At 46.0% G+C, this 15,923-nt stretch carries 15 protein-coding genes; 6 read left to right on the top strand and 9 right to left on the bottom strand.

What is annotated here, in order from left to right:
* Positions 1-6 precede the first annotated feature (6 nt).
* From DXN04_RS15005 to pheT, 5 genes are all read right to left on the bottom strand, one after another.
* Positions 7-828, bottom strand: coding sequence for a purine-nucleoside phosphorylase (locus tag DXN04_RS15005; RefSeq protein WP_116854335.1), 822 nt, complete (start codon positions 826-828; stop codon positions 7-9).
* An 88-nt stretch (positions 829-916) separates the two neighbouring features.
* The gene (rny, locus tag DXN04_RS15000; protein ID WP_116854334.1) at positions 917-2,482 is read right to left on the bottom strand and encodes a ribonuclease Y; all 1,566 of its coding nucleotides are present in this window, start codon (positions 2,480-2,482) and stop codon (positions 917-919) included.
* Between the two features lie 534 nt (positions 2,483-3,016).
* The gene (locus DXN04_RS14995) at positions 3,017-3,310 is read right to left on the bottom strand and encodes a cell division protein ZapA (RefSeq protein ID WP_116854158.1); all 294 of its coding nucleotides are present in this window, start codon (positions 3,308-3,310) and stop codon (positions 3,017-3,019) included.
* 10 nt (positions 3,311-3,320) lie between these two features.
* Positions 3,321-3,623 carry a hypothetical protein gene (locus DXN04_RS14990; RefSeq protein WP_147319935.1) on the bottom strand — a complete coding sequence of 101 codons (303 nt, stop codon included), beginning with the start codon at positions 3,621-3,623 and terminating at the stop codon, positions 3,321-3,323.
* A gap of 134 nt (positions 3,624-3,757) precedes the next feature.
* Complete coding sequence (gene pheT / locus DXN04_RS14985; RefSeq protein WP_116854156.1) at positions 3,758-6,178, bottom strand: phenylalanine--tRNA ligase subunit beta; 2,421 nt, start codon at positions 6,176-6,178, stop codon at positions 3,758-3,760.
* 531 nt (positions 6,179-6,709) lie between these two features.
* Here pheT and dnaB point away from each other — a divergent pair.
* From dnaB to DXN04_RS14970, 3 genes are all read left to right on the top strand, one after another.
* Positions 6,710-8,278, top strand: a complete 1,569-nt coding sequence (dnaB, locus tag DXN04_RS14980; RefSeq protein WP_116854155.1) for a replicative DNA helicase — start codon at positions 6,710-6,712, stop codon at positions 8,276-8,278.
* 74 nt (positions 8,279-8,352) lie between these two features.
* Positions 8,353-9,705 (top strand): MATE family efflux transporter, encoded by a 1,353-nt coding sequence (locus tag DXN04_RS14975; RefSeq protein ID WP_116854154.1) that lies wholly within the window; start codon positions 8,353-8,355, stop codon positions 9,703-9,705.
* Between the two features lie 23 nt (positions 9,706-9,728).
* Complete coding sequence (locus DXN04_RS14970) at positions 9,729-10,154, top strand: hypothetical protein (RefSeq protein WP_116854153.1); 426 nt, start codon at positions 9,729-9,731, stop codon at positions 10,152-10,154.
* On the opposite strand, the gene DXN04_RS14965 is transcribed toward DXN04_RS14970, so the two are convergent.
* From DXN04_RS14965 to DXN04_RS14950, 4 genes are read right to left on the bottom strand one after another with little or no spacing between them, the layout of a single operon-like run.
* Complete coding sequence (locus DXN04_RS14965; RefSeq protein WP_116854152.1) at positions 10,111-11,112, bottom strand: hypothetical protein; 1,002 nt, start codon at positions 11,110-11,112, stop codon at positions 10,111-10,113. The two genes, DXN04_RS14970 and DXN04_RS14965, sit on opposite strands and share 44 nt — an antisense overlap.
* 51 nt (positions 11,113-11,163) lie before the next feature.
* Positions 11,164-11,913, bottom strand: a complete 750-nt coding sequence (locus DXN04_RS14960) for a helix-turn-helix transcriptional regulator (protein WP_116854151.1) — start codon at positions 11,911-11,913, stop codon at positions 11,164-11,166.
* Positions 11,897-12,778 (bottom strand): class A beta-lactamase, encoded by an 882-nt coding sequence (gene bla, locus DXN04_RS14955; RefSeq protein WP_116854150.1) that lies wholly within the window; start codon positions 12,776-12,778, stop codon positions 11,897-11,899. The genes DXN04_RS14960 and bla overlap by 17 nt, the downstream gene beginning before the upstream one ends.
* Positions 12,779-12,787: 9 nt before the next feature.
* Positions 12,788-13,168 (bottom strand): DoxX family protein, encoded by a 381-nt coding sequence (locus tag DXN04_RS14950; RefSeq protein ID WP_116854333.1) that lies wholly within the window; start codon positions 13,166-13,168, stop codon positions 12,788-12,790.
* 171 nt (positions 13,169-13,339) lie between these two features.
* On the opposite strand from DXN04_RS14950, the gene DXN04_RS14945 reads away from it, so the two are divergent.
* The 3 genes from DXN04_RS14945 (at position 13,340) to DXN04_RS14935 (ending at position 15,768) form a co-directional block, all read left to right on the top strand.
* Complete coding sequence (locus tag DXN04_RS14945; protein ID WP_116854149.1) at positions 13,340-14,041, top strand: RsmE family RNA methyltransferase; 702 nt, start codon at positions 13,340-13,342, stop codon at positions 14,039-14,041.
* A 132-nt stretch (positions 14,042-14,173) separates the two neighbouring features.
* The gene (locus DXN04_RS14940) at positions 14,174-14,695 is read left to right on the top strand and encodes a sigma-70 family RNA polymerase sigma factor (RefSeq protein WP_158569029.1); all 522 of its coding nucleotides are present in this window, start codon (positions 14,174-14,176) and stop codon (positions 14,693-14,695) included.
* A 155-nt stretch (positions 14,696-14,850) separates the two neighbouring features.
* Positions 14,851-15,768, top strand: a complete 918-nt coding sequence (locus tag DXN04_RS14935) for a FecR family protein (protein WP_158569028.1) — start codon at positions 14,851-14,853, stop codon at positions 15,766-15,768.
* The last annotated feature ends 155 nt before the right edge of the window (positions 15,769-15,923 follow it).

The raw sequence follows: 15,923 nt of genomic DNA, 5'->3' as shown, positions 1-15,923 counted from the left end.
CTCCCCCTACAACTGCTTCACCACCTCCACAAAAATCTCACTCAAACGCTTATCCGCTTTCCCCGCCACCTCAATAATCTCCTCTATACTCACCGCCTGCAAATTATCCGGATCACACTCATCCGTAATCACTGACACCGCCGCACAAGGCAGTTTAATCTGATTCGCCACTATCACCTCCGGCACCGTACTCATTCCCACCATATCAGCCCCTATCAGCCTCAAGAACCGGTACTCCGCCCTCGTCTCCAGGTTCGGTCCCATCACTGCCGCATACACCCCTGTACGCAGGAAATACCCTATCTTATGCGCCGCTGTCTTCAGCATCTTGCCCAGTTCCTCATCATAAGGCATGCTCATATCCGGAAACCTTGCTCCAAACACCGGTGAATTCAGCCCGCGAAGCGGATTCTCCGGCTGTAAGTTGATATGATCATCCAACAGCACCATATCCCCTTTCTTGAATGCCGGTCGCATCCCACCCGCGGCATTACTCAATAATAGTTTTTCAATACCTAAAGCCTTCATTACCCGTATCGGAAATGTAATCTGCTGCATAGAGTACCCTTCATAATAATGAAATCGCCCTTGCATGGCTACTATAGGGGTCTCACCAATCTTTCCAAAGATCAGCTGACCCTTATGCGACTCTACAGTCGATAATGGGAAATGGGGTATCTCATTGTAAGGGATCGTCTTGCTCACAGCCATGTGCTGTACTAACTGGCCCAGGCCAGTGCCTAATACGATACCTACGCGGGCTTTGTCGGCATTGAATTCTTGTAAGAAATTGACAGCGGCCTGGATTTGTGATTCTAAGGGATGCATAATCATTGAGTTAAGGAATTAGTGGAATTAAAAAAGCAGGCTGGAATCTGACTTCCAAGCCTGCTTTAAATATATTAATTCTACTGAATTAGCGCGCTACATTAACGGCACGTTTCTCCCTGATTACAGTCACCTTAATTTGTCCCGGATACTGCATATCATTTTGAATCTTGTTCGCTATTTCAAATGAGAGGCGATCTGCATCGTTATCTGTTACTTTCTCACTTTCAACGATTACACGCAGCTCACGACCTGCCTGGATAGCATATGCTTTTTCCACACCGTCATGGGCGAGGGCCAGGTTTTCCAGGTCTTTGATACGCTGCAGGTAGCTCTGCATGATTTCACGGCGTGCACCAGGGCGCGCACCGGAGATAGCATCACAAGCCTGTACGATCGGAGAAATTACATATTGCATTTCCATTTCATCGTGGTGTGCGCCAATTGCGTTGACTACTGCGGCATGCTCACCATATTTCTCAGCCAGCTTAGCACCCAGCAATGCGTGGCTCAGTTCAGTTTCTTCATCTGGTACTTTACCAATATCATGAAGCAGACCGGCACGTTTAGCCAGTTTAGGGTTCAGGCCCAGTTCTGCTGCCATTACTGCACACAGGTTAGCTGTTTCCTTGGAGTGCATGAGCAGGTTCTGACCATAAGAGGAGCGGAAACGCATCTTACCTACGAGCCTGATCAGTTCTTTGTGCAGACCATGGATACCCAGTTCGATTACGGTTCTTTCACCGATATCCATTACCTGTTCTTCCAGTTGTTTCTTGGTTTTTTCTACTACTTCTTCGATACGTGCAGGGTGGATACGGCCATCCTGTACCAGTCTTTGCAGGGACAGGCGGGCGATTTCACGACGTAATGGGTCGAAAGAAGATAATACAATAGCTTCAGGGGTATCGTCTACGATCAGGTCAACACCGGTAGCCGCTTCGATAGCGCGGATGTTACGACCTTCACGGCCAATGATCTGGCCTTTGATTTCATCACTTTCCAGGTTGAAAACGGTAATAGCGTTTTCGATGGTCTGCTCAGCAGCTGTACGCTGGATGGATTGTATAATGATTTTCTTAGCTTCCTTGTTTGCTTTCAGTTTAGCATCCTCGATGATCTCCTGGATGTGAGAGAGGGCCTGTGAGCGGGCTTCTTCTTTCAGGCTTTCAATGAGTTGGTGACGTGCTTCTTCTGCTGTGAGGGCCGCTACTTTTTCAAGACGGCGAATATGTTCTTCCTGGTGTTTTTCGAGTTCGGTACGTTTTACAGCTACCAGTTCCATCTGGCGGGTCAGGTTTTCCTTGATCGCCTCGTTCTCCTGCATCTGTTTTGTTAAGTTCTCCGTCTTCTGTGTCAGGCTCTGTTCTTTCTGTTTGATGCGGTTTTCTGCATCTGCCATTTTCTGGTTGCGCTGCAGGGTTTCTTTTTCATGCTCACTTTTCAACTGCAGGAATTTCTCCTTTGCTTCCAGGATCCTGTTCTTCTTCTCATTTTCAGCGGCTATTTTCCCATCTTCTACGATCTTTTGTGCCTGCGCCTCAGCTTCCTGTATTTTTATCTGTGTGTTCTTAGCAAATATGACCTTGCCTAGCAGTATTCCTATGATCAACGCAGCTACTGCTGTTATTGCTACGATTAAAGTAGATTCCATTTCAATAATTTTAACTTGATTTATGTTGCATTCCTGGCCACATTCCTTATCCGTGGAAAAGGTAAAGGGTTTAGAACCGATTCGCGAAAATACAAAAAAGAATGTGCTGCAATGCAGTCCTGTTGAGGATTTGTAGGTTTTTTCGGCCAGCCAGGTCCCTGTACGGGCCATCAGGCGTAGCTTTCATGAACGGGGAAGCGACAATAATTTGCTGAACGTTAAATTGCTATATCGTATTTATATATGAATATATTACTTACTAGAAATCCACTTTTTCAAGATATTTCAGTCCCTTCCTTAGAACCTTCACTTACCAGACTCAACATTTTTTATTACAAACATCTTCCTTTCAGGGTGCATATTAATATATTTCCTTCATTTTTAAATTATTAATAGGACCCCAATGGTGTATTATTTAAAATTTTCTTCCCAGTGAAATCTCCCGAACGGTGGTATTCAGCAAGGGCATGACTAACTTAAGATGATACACTGGCAGGGATCTTTTGCATTTTCCTGAACCGGGCCTGGTTGGTTTTATTTTAAGTGCTCATCGATCAATGTCTCCAGATGTTGCAGTTTTTCCTCCAGAAAGGGTTGCAGGCCAGCCTGCACTTTTCCGCCATGGGTGACTGGGTGGGTTGCGTACATGATCAGCGCCATTGCGATGTAATCCTGTAAGTCTTTGCCCGCATACGCTGTTTTGAATTCTATGATCTTTTCGTTCACTTCCTTCATTGTACGGCGCACTTCCTCTTCTTCTTCCGGCTTGATTTTTATTCTGTAGGACCTGTCTGCTACGACGATATTAATGGGGATCAGCGGTTCCATGTTGTGTCGTTTATATATTTAATAAGGCGATACACCGGTCAATCTCCCTGATATACTCATTGATCTTATTGCGCATTTCCTTCTTAAATTCCTCGTCATCTTCCTTGTCTCCGGGCGTACCCTGTGCAGCTACGGCGATCCTGGCCAAATGTAATTTATTATCCAGTTCGTCGATCTGCTGTTGCTTCATTATCAGTTCGTTGTCCTTCATCTGCAAGGTCTCTCTGAGCGATACATTCTCCGACTGCAGCTGTTGCAATTTTTTTAGCAACTGTTGCAGCTTTTCTTCGATTCTCAGTATGTGTTGCTCCAAAGCCAATGTTCAAAAGTACTTATGAGTACAAATTACGGATTATGAATTGATAATAGAAACTACCGGAGATTAATTATTAAGAGAAAATGAAAAATGCTCCACTCCGGCTATTTTACCTGAGTGGAGCATTCCGGTTATTTTCTGATCTCGGCCTGCAGTTGTGCCTGGAAGGTTTTGATGAGCTTTTCCATGACTGCATCGATCTCCTTGTCTGTCAAGGTTTTCTGAGCATCCTGGAAGGTGAAGCTGACTGCATAAGACTTCTTGTTAGCACCCAGTTTTTCGCTTTCGAATACATCGAAAAGGTTCAGGTCCTGCAGCAGTGGTGATTTCACCTGCTTAGCTGCTGCCTCTACCGCTGCGTATTTCACCTGTTTGTCCAGGATCAGGGCAAGGTCACGGCGAACTGAAGGGAACTTAGGAATTTCCTTGTAGAAGCTTTCAGTTTTCTGCAACAGGCTAAGCAAATTCAGCCAGTTGAAATCTGCAAACCAAACGGCTTGTTTGATGTCGAACTGTTTCAGTTTTGCGTTGTCCACAGCACCGAGGGTCACGACTGATTTGTTCTTCACTACGATTTCCCAGGTATTTTGCTCGCCTTCTTTGTATTGTAATCCTTTGATACCCAGTAGTTGTAATATATTTTGCACATAGCCTTTCAGGAAGTAGAAGTCAACCGGAGCCGCTTTGTGCAGCCAGCTTTCCGTCACTTTCTGACCGGTAAGGTACAGGCTCAGGTGGGCTGTCTCTTCATATTGATGTTCGCCGGTGACGGCGTAGGTATTCCCGAATTCGAAGAACAGCAGGTTATCATTTCTGCGGTTCAGGTTGTGAGCCACGCTTTCCAGGCCGGTTTCCAGCATGGAAGGACGCATGATGTCCAGTTCTTCTGTGAGGCTGTTGATCATACGCACGGTAGTAGCCAACACCTCTGGGGTATAGTACTTACTGTTCGTGATAGAGTTGGTAAAGATTTCGTTGAAACCATTCGAAGCCAGGTAGTTAGCCACCTTTTCACGGATCTTTTCCTTGTCAGGACGGGAAGCCGGTGAAGGGGTGATTGTAATCTGAGTTGGAATGTCGATGTTGTCCAGGCCATCAATACGCATGACTTCTTCCACGATATCTGCGGGAATGCTGATATCGGGTTTGCTGAAAGGTACTGCTACGCGGAAGCGCTCCTCAGTTTTGGATATGAATGTGAATCCAAGGCTGGTGAGGATGCGTTCAATTTTGTCCGCAGGGTAAGCTTTACCGCTCAGTTTCTGGATATAGTTCCAGGAGGTCTCCACTTCCACAGCTGGTTTAGGTTGTGGATAAATGTCTACTATACCTGAGGCTGCCTGCCCACCGGCCAGTTCGCAGATGAGGGCGGCGGCACGTTGTAACACGTATACGGTACCGGAGATATCCACACCTTTTTCAAAGCGGGCAGCAGCGTCAGTACGCAATCCATGGCGGAAAGAGGTCGGACGGATGCTGGCAGCAGCGAAGCAGGCGCTTTCCAGGAAGATATTGGTAGTGGTATCGGAGACACCAGTGTGCAGGCCACCGAATACACCTGCCAGGGCCATTGGTTCGCTGTCGGCATTACAGATGACGAGGTCAGCGGCATCCAGTTTACGTTCTTTCTCATCGAGGGTGGTGAAGAGCGTATTCTGGGGCAGGTTTTTAACAATCACTTTACGGCCTTTGATGGTATCAGCATCGAAGGCGTGCAGGGGTTGACCGGTTTCATGCAGGATGAAGTTGGTGATATCCACTACATTATTAATGGAGCGGATGCCGATTGCCTGCAGGCGATGAGTGAGCCATTCAGGAGAAGGGCCTACTTTCACACCGCTGAGGGTGATACCTGCATAACGGGGGCAGGCGGTGGTATTTTCGATGCTCACGCTGATGTCGTAGCGATCTTTTGCTTCCGGCAGTGCTGCCAGGGCAGGGATTTTCGCTTTGTTTTCCAGTGTGTTGGCAGTATTGTTCAGGTAAGCGCACACATCTTTGGCAACTCCCAGGTGGCTCATGGCATCCATGCGGTTAGGGGTGAGGCCGATTTCGTATACCCAGTCTTCGAAGGGTTTAAATATTTCGCGGGCCGGGGTACCAGGGGTGAGGGATGGATCCAGTACCAGGATACCCGCATGACTGCTACCGAGACCGATTTCGTCTTCAGCGCAGATCATGCCATGACTTTCTTCGCCACGGATCTTTGCTTTTTTCATGGTGAGCGGTTCTCCGGAGGCAGGGTAGATGGTAACGCCGATGGGGGCCACCACTACTTTTTGTCCGGCAGCAACGTTAGGAGCACCACAAACAATGTGAAGGGGCTCAGCAGCACCAATATTGACAGTAGTCAGTTTCAGTTTGTCTGCATTAGGGTGTGGTACTGCGGTGAGTACTTCGCCGATGACGAGTCCTTCCAGACTGCCTTTTACAGATTCAAATTTTTCCAGGCTTTCAACTTCCAGACCTATGCGTGTCAGGATCACAGATAGTTCCTCCGGTGTTGGTTTCACCGGCAAATAGTCACACAGCCAATTGTATGAAATAGTCATTTGTATAATTAATAAGTTCGTAAAGGTAAAATTAATGTATGAATGTGCCAATGTTAGAGGGGGTGGTTGCAGTTACCGAAGGTAACCGCCCGGGGGATTTACACAAAACTGACTAAGAAGTGTTAGCTATCTCTACCAAAAAGGAGCGATCTTTGCTGTATGTGGATAAGTCCGCTGATACACACATCGGGCATATCACCAAACCATTGGGGAAAAACTTTTTTAACAATGTTTGTGATTATATGCACCTTTGTGTGGGGATTGTATGTTAAATGTGTTAATAAGTCTGTTTAAGTCAGTGGATAACTGACAAATTGCGGGTGTATATCCTGTGAATTTGGTCTTATAAATTATATCGGCAATCAATCCTTGTTAAATGAATAAATGCGGTTACCTTAGTTTTTACGGCCCTAAAAAGCTTTACAATTTCGACAATCGATAAGGACATAACGGGTACAAAAAATTGTAAAACAAACTAAGGATAGCCACGACATATAGTATTTTTAGCTAACTGAATCAGATTAAAAATAAATGGATCTCAATCTAAAGAAAGACCGCAACGTGCGTCGTAAGCCGTCCGTTGACGTATCTACCATGATGTACGGTAAAATTCCACCTCAGGCAAAGGAAATGGAAGAGGCCGTATTGGGAGCCATTATGCTGGAGAAAGGTGCGTTTGACACCGTGGTAGAGATCTTGAAAGGTGAATGTTTTTATGTAGAGGCACATCAGAAAATCTTTACTGCCATGACCCGCCTGGCGGGCAAGTCCATGCCTGTGGACATCCTCACAGTGGTAGAAGAGTTACGGTCAATGGGTGAACTGGACGTAGTGGGCGGACCCTATTATATAACCCGGCTTACAAATATGGTGGTATCCTCTGCCAATATTGAAGCGCATGCCCGCATTATCCTGCAGAAGTTCATTCAGCGTGAGCTGATCCGTATTTCCGGAGAAATCTTATCTGAATCATACGAAGATACTGCCGACGTATTCGACCTGCTCGACTCCGCCGAAAGTAAACTCTTTGAGGTGACGAACAATCACCTTCGTAAAAACTATGACAGTATCGACCGCGTATTGGTGAACACCATGAAGCGTATCGAGGATCTGCGTAATAAAGGAGATGATATTACAGGGGTGCCTTCCGGGTTCCCTTCTCTCGACAAGGTCACTTATGGCTGGCAGTCGACGGACTTAATCATCATCGCGGCACGTCCGGCGGTGGGTAAGACCGCTTTCGCACTTAACCTGGCCAGAAATGCTGCTTTGCATCCCCGCTTCCCGAAAGGAGCGGCCGTGTTCAGCCTTGAAATGTCCTCCGGGCAGATTGTACAGCGTATTCTTTCTGCCGAGTCAGAAATTAAGCTGGAGAAGATCACCAGGGGTAAGCTGGAAGAGTATGAGATGAAGAAGCTGATGACGCATGGTATCGAAAGACTGGCCAAAGCGCCGATCTTTATTGACGACACCCCGGCGCTGAACATCTTCGAGCTGCGCGCGAAAGCCCGCCGTCTGGTACACAACCATGGGGTAGGGGTGATCATCATTGACTACCTGCAGCTGATGAGTGGTAGTGCAGATGGTAAGGGAAGTAACCGTGAGCAGGAGATCTCCAAGATCTCCAGGGATCTGAAAGGGCTGGCGAAGGAGCTGCACGTACCAATTATCGCATTGTCACAGCTGTCCCGCGATGTGGAAAAGAGAAAGGATGGTAACAAGATGCCACAGCTGTCTGACCTGCGTGAATCTGGTGCGATCGAGCAGGATGCCGACATGGTAATGTTCCTGTACCGTCCTGAGTATTACGAAATCAATACGAACGAGATGGGCGAATCCAATAAAGGTGAGACCCACGTGCGTATAGCAAAACACCGTAATGGTCAGCTGGATACGATCAAACTGAGAGCGATCCTGGAATTCCAGCGTTTTGAGGATGATGGTAGTCTGGAGAACCCTGGTGGTGGTGGCGGCAACTTTATGCCGATTTCCAATGCGGGTAATAATGATCCATATGGTGCGACTGATGAAGCGAAACTGTATATCCAGAAAGGATCACGTATGAATGATATGGACTTCGATGAAGAGGCGCCTTTTTAGCAATAAAAAGGTTCATGATATAAGGCGCTTCTTCACCGAAGCGCCTTTTTTTATTTCTATCAAATTTTAACAAAGTGTGGACTAAATATCAAACTTATTATAAAGACAATTTTAAACTGGCATATCCTGTCGTTATAAGTCAGCTGGGGCATACAATGGTGGCCCTGTCTGATACCATTATAATCGGGCATACCGGCGATGTACCGCTGGCAGCTGTAGCACTCGGCAGTAGTATTTTTTCTATCTGTATGGTGATAGGCATCGGCATGTCTTATGGATTAACACCCTTGATTGCGCAGGAGTATGGCAGGCAGAATAAGACGGCTTGTGGTAACCTGTTGCGTCATAGCCTGGTGATTAACTTAGTCATGGGATTGCTGATGAGTACCCTCATTTATGCGGGGAGTAATTACCTGTATAAACTGGACCAGGTACCGGAGGTCGCTATGCAGGCAAGGCCATTCCTGAAATTGTTAGGGATCTCTTATTTCCCGTTGATGGTGTTCCTGTCTTTTAAGCAATTTGCGGAGGGGCTAGGGTTTACCAAGCAGGCGATGCATATCAGTATTATCGGGAACATTGTCAATATCGTGGTGGGGATTGCGCTGGTATATGGTATTGGTGGATTGCCCAGGTTGGGGGTGATTGGTGTGGGGATTGGTACTTTGACAGACCGGATCCTGATGGCGGTGGCGATGTGTTGGTATGTGCTGAAGGCGGATCGTTTCAAACCTTATCTGCAAGAGTTTTGGAACAGGTATTTTTCCATGGAAATGATCAGGAAAATACTGGGCATCGGTACGCCGGTAGCTTTGCAATATGTGTTTGAGATCAGTGCGTTTAGCAGTGCGATTATCATGGCGGGATGGATTGGTGCGAGAGAGCAGGCAGCACATCAGATAGCGATCAACCTGGCATCTATAACATATATGATGGCGAGTGGCATTTCCGCGGCGGCGGGTATTAAGAGTGGGAATCACTTTGGGGCGAAGCAGCTGAAGGAGTTACGTTTGTCAGCCATTGCGAGTTATCATATGGTGTTGATCATGATGGGTACTACGGCCCTGATTTTCTTGGTGGGGTGCAGGGTATTGCCATTGATGTATATCAATGATCCTGCGGTGATCGAGATAGCGGCGCATTTGATTTTGATAGCTGCGTTCTTCCAGTTGTTCGACGGTACGCAGGTGGTAGGCTTAGGGATATTGAGGGGATTGGGGGATGTGAAGATTCCTACAGTTATCACCATGCTGGCGTATTGGGTGCTGGGCTTGCCGGGTGCTTATTTATTAGGTATTCACCTGGGTTATGGCATCCAGGGGATCTGGTGGGGATTATTGCTGGGACTACTCACTGCTTCGGTATTATTATTCCTGAGATTCCAGCATAAAACTACTCAATTGAACGCTTTTACAGCGGCATCCTGACCTGAAAGCGTTATATTCATAGTATGATTATACACGGAGAACGGCCTTTCAGGCAACGCACGAAGCAGGGTTTGACCATCGCTCCTATGAAGAGCGGGAGGTTCATGCTGCGTGTGAAAAGTTCTTTGTCTGCAAAGAGGGTGAAGCAGGACCCGGCGTTTATACCATTGATGGAGGATGCAGGGAGGATGAAGATTGCTTCGCCTTTGGCAGCGCGGGTGTATAGGGACTTAGAGATAAAGGATGTCCGCATTTACCGAAAGATGGTAGGCCGGGCGAAAGGTTTGCTGAAAGAAAGGCTTTCGGTACCTGATATAGAGATTATTTTAAGAAAAGAATATGGTCCGGTTGAAATGATTGTCATTTCAACCGGGCAAATTTATCCTGTAAGGGAGGTGCCTGTTGTCACGCTTTATCATGCTGCTGCTGTTTATATAAATTCCGCATAGCTTTTGTATTTGCCTTGAGCAAGTGATAGGCTGCTTTATTAATTTGCTTTACTGGTAGTTTTTTCCATTGGCTGAGATCATCTTCAAACTCCTTGTGGAAAAAGTGTTTGGATAGGGCGCTCATTACATTGTAATTGGCGAGCGGGTGGTCGTTTACACTGTTCTTATTGGAGTTTTTGATAAAGAAATTGATCAGTGAATACATCATATTGTTGACCATACTTAGTTCGGTGAGTTTTGCCCTGTATTCCAGGTCCTTGCCTTCGATACCGGGGAATAATGCATAGTCTTTCAGGTGCCGGCCTTCGTGTGCGAGGTAGCTCACGAGGAATTTCTCACTCTTTTTGTCGTAGGCATCGGATACACAATACAGGGCATCCTTCAGTGCCCAGCCACCGGGGTAAAACTTGCCTAAAGAGGCGTATTCTTCCCAGCCCAGGGATATAAATTGCTGCATAAGTACGACCCGTACCTTCAGGTGCTCTTTGTTGAGATGAAAGGAGTAGGTGGTATCTGTCTGTCGCCGCCATACCAGCAGGTCGTAGAGTTTACCTACCTTACCGATACCATCAGTCGCATAATAGTTTTTGGATTTGATATAGGCATTGAATGGTGCATTCAGAGAATCAACAGGTATTGTATCAGCAACATTGAAAAAATGGCATAGTTCCTTTGCCAGTTCTCCATCATAGTTTTTAGTGCTATCGAGTAATGCTTTCCGCCAGTAGCGGTGAAAGATGAACAGTAATGAATCGATGCCGGAGCTATGTTTTAGCAGGTAATCAGACTGGTCGTTTGCATATCTGAAGCGTTGTTCAAATTCAGGAGCGAGTCGTTCGGGTACGTATTGCATGGCCCTGGATACGTTGGCATCTAAGCACAGGCTATAAAACCGGCTGGAGTCGGACTGGGCAAAGGTGCAAAGCGGGAGAAATAGTATGAAGAGGATAAACCGCATCGTTTTTTTATACAAAACAAGTGCAGTCGTGTTTTTTAAAATTGTATGAAATTAACTTTTCAGCAGTTTACGGAATTGCAGGGGGGAGATGTGAAAGGCCTTTTTAAAGGACCGGATAAAGTGGGCATCATCATAGAAGCCATTGTCAAAGCTGATATCGGAGATGCTTTTTGGGGTATTTAAGAGCTGTTGAACCGCGTGATTCAGTTTGATTTTTAACTGGTAGGTACCGATGGTTTCCCCGGTTTTTTCTTTGAAGGCGCGGGCCAGGTAATTGGGGTGGACAAAGACTCTTTGTGCGAGGGAATGGGGTGAATGAAAGGATGCTTTCTCTGCATGCAGGATCCCGATGATCTGTATAAGCCATGTGAGGTTTTTATTAGGTTCCGGCAATGGCTGGTCTACGAAGAAACCGGGATCTGCTGCAAAGGATTTATTTAATAAGAAGTCTACAATCAGTTGGTAGAAATAGCCTTTGTTCTCTTTGGTATACAGGAAGAAATTTTCATTTTCCGTATGAGAGATTTCAATATTGATGCAGGAGACGGTATCGGTGACGAATTCATTCCTGTGGATATGATCCCGTCTTCTATACACAATGTCTCCCGGTTTGATCAGTATAGATTCATTCCTGAAGTTTTCAAGATATTCCCCGCTTAGGAGGATACTGAAATAGTCATTTTTATGGGCATGAGGTTCCGTCCCGCCATACAGGTGTGCTGTCTTGCTGAGGATCAGGTCATGTTGTACGCTGGTGCGTTCATTGACCCCTAAAAATTCACCTTCATTTAAAATGATCATATACGGCTTTAGAAATTTGTGCTATCCATCCTTCTCTTTCGGCCTCGCTTCCTTTAGAATCGGAAACAAATATTGTCAGGATCAGGTGTTTTCCATTGGGTAAGATAATAATACCGGAGTCATTTGTGGCTGCAGTAAATCCATTATGTGTACCGGATGTACCTGTTTTGTGCGCAACAACTGTACCGGGGGGCAGTAGTCCTTTGATGCGTTTGGCACCGGGATGGGATTCGGCCAGGTCTTTCCAGAGAATATCGTATGATTGTTTGGATAACACGTTATTCCTTAAGAAGACTTTGTACAATTGCGTGATGGCTATAGGCGTTGCCCAGTTGTGGTATTGGGTGGTATCATCCTGCTGTTGTTCCTTTTCGGTGGTGGCGATGTTGATACCTGTTACACCCAGACTCCTGATATAGGCATTTGTCTTTTTCGTACCGCCCAATAAACGGAGCAGTACATCGCAGGCGGTGCCGTCGCTTTCCTGGATGTTGTACCTGGATATCTCCCTGATGGTCATGTCTACGCCACCATGTGGATGCGCTTCGCGTATAGGGCTATGGCCTAGTGGCATGATGTCATCGCTGGTGATGGTGATTTTCTGATCCGGTTTATATTTCCCAAGGTCTACCTGATGCAGGATAGCGAAGGAAATAGGGAACTTATACACGCTTTGCATCGGATAGTGATCATTGCCCCGGTAGCTAAGGGTGTCCCCGGTTTCCAGCAGCAGGGCGGAAACGCCGATATGTGCTTTGGAATGAGTGACAATAGAATCGATCGTTTTCCGGAGAGCGGTCGTTTGTGCGTGTACGCTGGCAGACAGGCATGCTAACAATAGGACAATGGTTGTCTTTCGTGGCATTTTAATTTTTTAATGCCTTGAAGGTACGCCATATATTCTATGGTAGGTGAAATAGCTGATGGCTAAAATTAACATGACTACAACAGGGAAAAATGTTTGTCCGTTTGACAGGCCGTCGACAGCAGCATGGGATACAGCTGCGCTGATCAGGTTGAAGGTAAAGCCTGCATAGGCCCATTCTTTGATCCTGCCTTTGAAGAAAGGGAGGATTAAGACCAGGGCACCGCTTATCTTAAAGATGGTGAGTAATATTCTGAAATATTCGGGATAGCCCAGATGAGCAAAGCCTTCTTTGGCAAGGGCGGAATTGCCGTAAATGGCAGGCATGACACCTTCAAAGAGGAAGAAAATGATGGTCGTAACCCAGTAGATGATTTTAGTCGCTTTCATGATGATATAATTTACAATTGCAAACATAGAATTGTTCGCAATAATTTGTGAGGGGCTAGTACGTCATTTAGTGGGCGGATTACGACTTAAGAATTGAGGGGGCGTAAGGATGACCAGCCATTCACAGGAGCCGGAATCATTTTCTCGTAGCAATTAGATAGCTTTGCACCCATGTTTTACGCAAAAGAACTGCTGCCTGGTGCAGCCACTTATACAATGGATGAACCTGGTTCCAAGTATTGCATCATGGTATTGCGCCATACGGCGGGGGACGAGGTAGTATTGACGGATGGAAGGGGAGGACGGTACCAGGCCGTGATCACGGACGATAACCGGAAGAAATGTGTGCTCAGCATCTCCCAATATACCCTGATGCCGGCTGTGGTGGCACCTGTAAGAATAGCGATTGCGTTTACAAAGAATACTTCACGTATCGAGTGGTTCCTGGAGAAGGCCACAGAAATTGGTATACAATCCATTATCCCCCTGATCAGTCATCGTTCTGAAAAGGAAAAATTCCGGGCGGACAGGCTGGAGAACATTCTCGTAGCTGCTATGTTGCAATCCCAGCAATATTACCTGCCGGATCTGGCGGCACCGGTGAGTTTTGATAAGCTGGTAGCCGAAGCGCCTGCAGAACAATTATTTATTGCACATTGTCTGCCAGAACAAAAGCAACATCTCTGGCAGGCGATGGAAAAAGGGAAAGATTCCCTGCTACTGATTGGACCGGAAGGAGATTTTACGCCTGAGGAAATTTCGCTGGCATTGGGCAAGGGTTTTAAACCAGTATCGCTGGGTGAAACCAGACTGCGTACGGAGACAGCAGGTGTAGTGGGTGTGACGATGATGAATGCGGTGAATGCAGGATAAACAGCTGTAAACGATCGGGCTGTGAATGTTGTTTAAAAGAAAAAATAATTGTAGATTACACACTTATAATATATACTTTATAAGTACCACGTGAAAAATGCGCATCTTCATCAGGATTCCGATTTATGGAATTTGATAAAAGCGGATTCTATTCCGGCTTTTAATGAAGTATACTCCCGTTACTGGGAGCTGCTGTTTCGTGTGGCTTTCAAGCGACTTCCCTCGAAGGAGATAGCAGAAGAAATTGTACAGGATACGTTTATTATTCTTTGGGAGAAGCGGCATACCATTGAAATCACTACGCTGAAAAGTTATCTCTTCGCAATCACCCGTTACGCAATATTTCATTATCATGCCCGCCAGGAGACGATTCGTACCCGTATGCAGGAGATGGCTGCTATGACGCAATCGGCACCGGATATAGAGGCGATAGTGAATGCCCGTTTACTATTACAACTTGTGGATATCATTGCTGCAGAACTTCCTGAAAAGAGTCGTCTTGTATTTGCAGATAATAAATTAAAAGATCATTCTCTCTCTGAATCGGCCCAGTCATTTAATATTTCAGTTAAAACTGCTGAGGGGCACCTGACCCGGGCACTGAAAACAGTGCGTTTGAAACTGGGTACTTTGTATACTACTTTATTTATGTAGGAGTTTTGTTGGCTAAATGAAGGATTAACGTAATGATTCAGCCATTTTATGGGACTGAAATGCAACATGAGTCATTACTATTAATTCAGATTTTTTTTGAAAAGGGCAAGGGTAAGTCTTTAAAAAGATACTCTACATATAAAAGGGCAATTCCCATGTCTAAAGAAAACATCCAGGAACTAGCTGAAAAATGGCTGAATGGTACTGCTACACCTGCTGAAGTTCAGCGCCTGCAGGAGTGGTATCATGAGCAGGAAGCTATGCTTGCGCCGGTACCGGATGTGAAGATGGGTGAGCGGATCAGGCAGGGTATTGATACCGGGAGGCGCAGAAAGCCTTTTAAATGGGTAGGGGTGGCTGCAGCTGTGATGTTATTGATAAGTGCCGGGTACTATTATTACAATAACAGGCCTGTAAGACAGATGGCTGTATATGTACCCAGGGAACACCAGAACCGCCTGTTGCTGCCGGATAGTTCCGAGGTATGGCTCAATGCTGACAGTAAATTAACGTACAGGGAAACTGACAATAAGAGAGAAGTTACGTTGGAAGGCGAAGCCTTCTTCAATATCAGGCAGGCTGCCGGCCGCCCTTTCGTCGTCAAAGCCGGTCCCTGCATTGCCACTGTATTAGGAACATCTTTCAACATTAAAGCTTACAAAAATGATCCGAAAGTCCTCATCACCGTAGCCACCGGCAAAGTACAGGTACAGGATCAGCATCAGCAATTGAAAGTGCTGACGGCCAACAAACAAATCGCGCTGGAACCAATCACAGGAGCGATCAGAGAAAAACAAGTAAACGCAGTCGTATATAAAGCCTGGATAGACGGCAGCTTTGAAGTAAACAATGAAACTTTTGAAGAAGTCGCCCATCGCTTAAGCCGGAAGTATGGTGTAGCTATTCACTTTGACAATCCGGCACTTGCGCACTGCACTTTCCTGGCGAGTTTTGACCAGGCAGCCAATCTGCCATTCATTTTATCCATGTTGTGTAAGATTAACAATTCCACATTTAGCATTAGTGACGACCAGCGAGCGGTAACTATTTCAGGTAATGGCTGTAATAATTAAGGATAGTTTTTTTATTGATTAAATATTCCCGTTATGAAATTTATCAGCATGCCTGCCGGTGATTCTTCATGATAGAAAGAACATAGCGCTTTCAGCATCCACGGTCTGCAAACTTCAGATGCCTTAGCGCTACGGCATTGTACTTCTATTACATC

It is taken from the genome of Chitinophaga silvisoli (assembly GCF_003412465.1).
GTDB classification, from domain to species: domain Bacteria; phylum Bacteroidota; class Bacteroidia; order Chitinophagales; family Chitinophagaceae; genus Chitinophaga; species Chitinophaga silvisoli.
The sequence above is the reverse complement of the archived record's forward strand: the minus strand, read 5'-3'. Positions and strand labels throughout refer to the sequence as shown.

What these genes read in the sequence shown, in the direction of transcription:
- DXN04_RS15005 (WP_116854335.1), bottom strand. Translation starts at nt 828, where the DNA reads ATGCATCCCTTAGAATCACAAATCCAGGCCGCTGTCAATTTCTTACAA.
- rny (WP_116854334.1), bottom strand. Translation starts at nt 2,482, where the DNA reads ATGGAATCTACTTTAATCGTAGCAATAACAGCAGTAGCTGCGTTGATC.
- DXN04_RS14995 (WP_116854158.1), bottom strand. Translation starts at nt 3,310, where the DNA reads ATGGAACCGCTGATCCCCATTAATATCGTCGTAGCAGACAGGTCCTAC.
- pheT (WP_116854156.1), bottom strand. Translation starts at nt 6,178, where the DNA reads ATGACTATTTCATACAATTGGCTGTGTGACTATTTGCCGGTGAAACCA.
- dnaB (WP_116854155.1), top strand. Translation starts at nt 6,710, where the DNA reads ATGGATCTCAATCTAAAGAAAGACCGCAACGTGCGTCGTAAGCCGTCC.
- DXN04_RS14970 (WP_116854153.1), top strand. Translation starts at nt 9,729, where the DNA reads ATGATTATACACGGAGAACGGCCTTTCAGGCAACGCACGAAGCAGGGT.
- DXN04_RS14965 (WP_116854152.1), bottom strand. Translation starts at nt 11,112, where the DNA reads ATGCGGTTTATCCTCTTCATACTATTTCTCCCGCTTTGCACCTTTGCC.
- DXN04_RS14960 (WP_116854151.1), bottom strand. Translation starts at nt 11,913, where the DNA reads ATGATCATTTTAAATGAAGGTGAATTTTTAGGGGTCAATGAACGCACC.
- bla (WP_116854150.1), bottom strand. Translation starts at nt 12,778, where the DNA reads ATGCCACGAAAGACAACCATTGTCCTATTGTTAGCATGCCTGTCTGCC.
- DXN04_RS14950 (WP_116854333.1), bottom strand. Translation starts at nt 13,168, where the DNA reads ATGAAAGCGACTAAAATCATCTACTGGGTTACGACCATCATTTTCTTC.
- DXN04_RS14945 (WP_116854149.1), top strand. Translation starts at nt 13,340, where the DNA reads ATGTTTTACGCAAAAGAACTGCTGCCTGGTGCAGCCACTTATACAATG.
- DXN04_RS14935 (WP_158569028.1), top strand. Translation starts at nt 14,851, where the DNA reads ATGTCTAAAGAAAACATCCAGGAACTAGCTGAAAAATGGCTGAATGGT.